This window comes from Dietzia sp. HMSC21D01 (assembly GCF_001815995.1).
Lineage (GTDB): Bacteria > Actinomycetota > Actinomycetes > Mycobacteriales > Mycobacteriaceae > Dietzia > Dietzia cinnamea.
The window spans coordinates 1-2,919 of the sequence record NZ_KV823594.1; the positions used below are offsets into that span (position 1 = coordinate 1).

Below are 2,919 nucleotides of genomic sequence, written 5' to 3' on the forward strand. Positions count from 1 at the left end.
GGCGCCGGGCCCGCGACGGGCGCGCCCTTCGCGGGTGGACCGGAGCACGTGGGCGGCGAGCCCGGGTCGGCGTCAAACAAGTCCGGTAGGGGGCTCGTCGTGGCCGGCATCGTGGCCGCGATGCTCGTCTCGGGCGGACTGGGCGGGTGGATCGGCGCGACGGTGGCCGGAGGGTCGGGAGAAGGACTGTCCTCGCCCATCAGCGCCACCCAGCCGGTGGGTCAGGCGCCGGACGGCACGGTCGAGGCGGTCGCCGACAAGGTACTGCCGAGCGTCGTCTCGATCGACGTGCGCTCCCAGACCGGGCGGGGCGAGGGGTCCGGGGTCGTGCTCACCGCGGACGGGCTCATCATCACCAACAATCACGTCATCGCGATGGCCAGCGCCGGCGGCAGCATCCAGGTGCGCTTCGATGACGGCTCCAAGGCGCCCGCGAGCATCGTGGGCACCGACCCAGCGACGGACATCGCGGTCATCAAGGCCGAGGCTCCCCGCCCGCTGACGCCGATCGCGCTCGGCACGTCCGCCAACCTGAACGAGGGCCAGGCCGTGGCCGCCATCGGCTCGCCGCTCGGGCTATCCGGGACTGTCACCACCGGCATCGTCTCGGCACTGGAGCGCCCGGTTCGAGCCGGTGGCGCTCAGTCCGATCAGAGCACGGTGATCGACGCGATCCAGACCGACGCCGCGGTGAACCCCGGCAACTCCGGTGGCGCCCTGGTCAACATGAACGGCGAGCTGATCGGCATCAACTCGGCCATCGCGTCACTGGGCTCGGGCAACTCGGGTTCGATCGGGCTGGGGTTCGCCATCCCGGTGGACCAGGCCCGCCGGATCGCCGACCAGCTCATCAAGCAGGGCTTCGCCACCCGGGCCGTGCTCGGCGTGACGGTGAGTGACTCCCCGGCCGGAGACGGCGCGCTGGTGCGGTCGGTCGAGCCGGGCGGCCCGGCTGACCGTGCGGGCATCGAGGAGGGCGCCATCGTCACGCGGGTGGGCGAGCGGCTCATCGAGAACGGGGACGCGCTCGTCGCGGCGATCCGGTCCCGCGCTCCGGGGGAGACGGTGTCCGTCACCTATGCTTCTCGTGAGGGCGAACCGCCGAACACCGTCGACGTTGCACTGGGAGAGGCCAGATGAGCACCAGATTCGATCCGAGGGCGCTGCCCGGAGGCCGCAAGCTCCCCACGAACGTGGACTTCGACCCGACGGCCGTAGAGCCGCCGGAGCCGGCGATCGCCGGCCGCGCGATGGTCGTGGTGGTTACGGACCGTATGCCCGAGCGGGAGGACTTCATCGGTCCGCTGGTCACCGAGCTCCTCGAGGAGGAGGGCTTCCTCGTGGGCGGCGTCGTCGGCGTGGCGGCCGACGAGTCCGAGGTCCGCAAGGCGCTCGAGACCGCGGTCGTCGGCGGGTTCGACTTCGTCGTCACCATCGGCGGGACCGGCGTCGGCCCCCGCGACATCACGCCGGAGGTCACCGAGGAGATCCTCGACCAGCGACTGCCCGGCATCGCCGAGGCCATCCGCTCATCCGGCCTCACCGCGGGAGCCGTCGACTCGATCGTCTCCCGCGGGCACGTGGGCGTCTCCGGCAGCACGGTGGTCGCGAACCTCGCGCCGAGCCGGGCCGCCATCCGTGACGGGATGGCCACGCTGTGCCCGCTCGTGTCATACGTGGTCGCGCAGCTGTCGGGCTTCGACGGTCTGTGACCGGCGCGCGGGGCTCCGAGGGCGATCGGCGGGCCGGCACCTGGGGGACCACTCCCGGGAGCGCCGACCGCCGCGCCGCGGACCGCAGGCGCATCGACGAGGTGTTCGGCGACACGCTGCCGGAGACCACCTCGGACGAGGCGCGCGGGAGCGACACCCGACTCCGGGACGACTGGTGGCGCGAGCAACGCCCGCCTCACCACGACTGAGCCCGTCCCTCCGCGACTGAGCCCGTCCCGCGGCGACTGGCCTCACCCGGCAGGGCCGGCAGCGCGGATCGGCGGCCCGCCCGGCTGCGCCCCTCAGGCGCTCCACCGCTCCGGCGCCCGAGCGACGCCGTCAGGACTCGTTGGTCGGGTTATCAGGGTCGGAGGGGTGGGCGAGCGGCCGCCCGGCGAGCAGGTCACGGATCTCCACGAGGAGTTCGTTATCCGTGGCGGGGGCCTCGATGCCCTTTCGGCGGGCGGCGGCCTCCTTCATCTTGTTCATGGGGCCCACCAGCACGAAGTAGATGATGGCGGCGATGAGCAGGAAGTTGATGACCGCCGAGATGAGCGCCCCGAAGTCCATCAGCGTCTCGGGGTTGTTCTCCAGGAGCTGCACGGCGAAGCCGATCTCCTTGTCCCCGCCGAGCAGGGCGATGAGCGGGTTGATGATCGCGCTGGTGAACGCGTCGACGATGGACGCGAAGGCGGTGCCGATCACGACGGCCACGGCCAGGTCGATCACGTTGCCCTGCATGATGAAATCGCGGAAACCCTTGAGCATCGCTCGCCCCTGTCAGATGTAGTCACCGTGCTGCCGAATCGGCACGGACGATATTAGCAGGACACGCCACCGTGGAATACCCGCGCGCGGCGGCTCAGCCGTGCACCACGACGGCCAGTGGGCTCGTGGCGGCCGTCGCGGCGAGGTGGGAGGCGAGCTCCTCGGGGACTTCGACCAGCACGGACCGGGCGCCCGACCGTCCGGCCGGGGTGTCGCGCACCCGGGCCGCCCGCGCGACGACGAGATCGGCCGCAGCGGCGTGAGCACCGGGGTCGTGGGCGTCGGCGTCGATCGTGGAGACGAGGTCCACAAGGTCTCCGGGCTTCAGCAGGTCGGCCACGGCGGGGTCGGCGAGGGCGACGGGTACCACCCGCACAGGTCGCGCCGGGCCGCCGCCGGGGGCAGCGGTGACCGCGGCGGCGACGTCGGGCGGGGGACC

Annotated in this window: 5 protein-coding genes; 3 read left to right on the forward strand and 2 right to left on the reverse strand. The window is 72.3% G+C overall.

Annotation, left to right across the window (positions count from 1 at the left end):
- The 3 genes from HMPREF3086_RS00110 to HMPREF3086_RS00120 all read left to right on the forward strand — a co-directional run.
- On the forward strand, nt 1-1,140 hold a 1,140-nt coding region (locus HMPREF3086_RS00110), incomplete at its 5' end, for a S1C family serine protease (RefSeq protein WP_210401802.1).
- Nucleotides 1,137-1,712, forward strand: coding sequence for a MogA/MoaB family molybdenum cofactor biosynthesis protein (locus HMPREF3086_RS00115; RefSeq protein ID WP_061229037.1), 576 nt, complete (start codon nt 1,137-1,139; stop codon nt 1,710-1,712). The genes HMPREF3086_RS00110 and HMPREF3086_RS00115, both read left to right, overlap by 4 nt.
- Entirely contained in the window at nt 1,709-1,921 is a 213-nt protein-coding gene (locus HMPREF3086_RS00120; RefSeq protein ID WP_061229036.1) for a hypothetical protein, read from the forward strand. Before HMPREF3086_RS00115 ends, HMPREF3086_RS00120 begins: the two co-directional genes overlap by 4 nt.
- Before the next feature lie 130 nt (nt 1,922-2,051).
- On the opposite strand, the gene mscL is transcribed toward HMPREF3086_RS00120, so the two are convergent.
- Both mscL and HMPREF3086_RS00130 read right to left on the reverse strand, forming a co-directional pair.
- Nucleotides 2,052-2,480: a large conductance mechanosensitive channel protein MscL gene (gene mscL / locus HMPREF3086_RS00125; RefSeq protein ID WP_007632160.1), complete on the reverse strand. Its 429-nt coding sequence runs from the start codon at nt 2,478-2,480 to the stop codon at nt 2,052-2,054.
- Nucleotides 2,481-2,574: 94 nt separating this feature from the next.
- Nucleotides 2,575-2,919 (reverse strand): hypothetical protein (locus HMPREF3086_RS00130; RefSeq protein ID WP_070719652.1); only part of this gene is annotated, 345 nt, incomplete at its 5' end.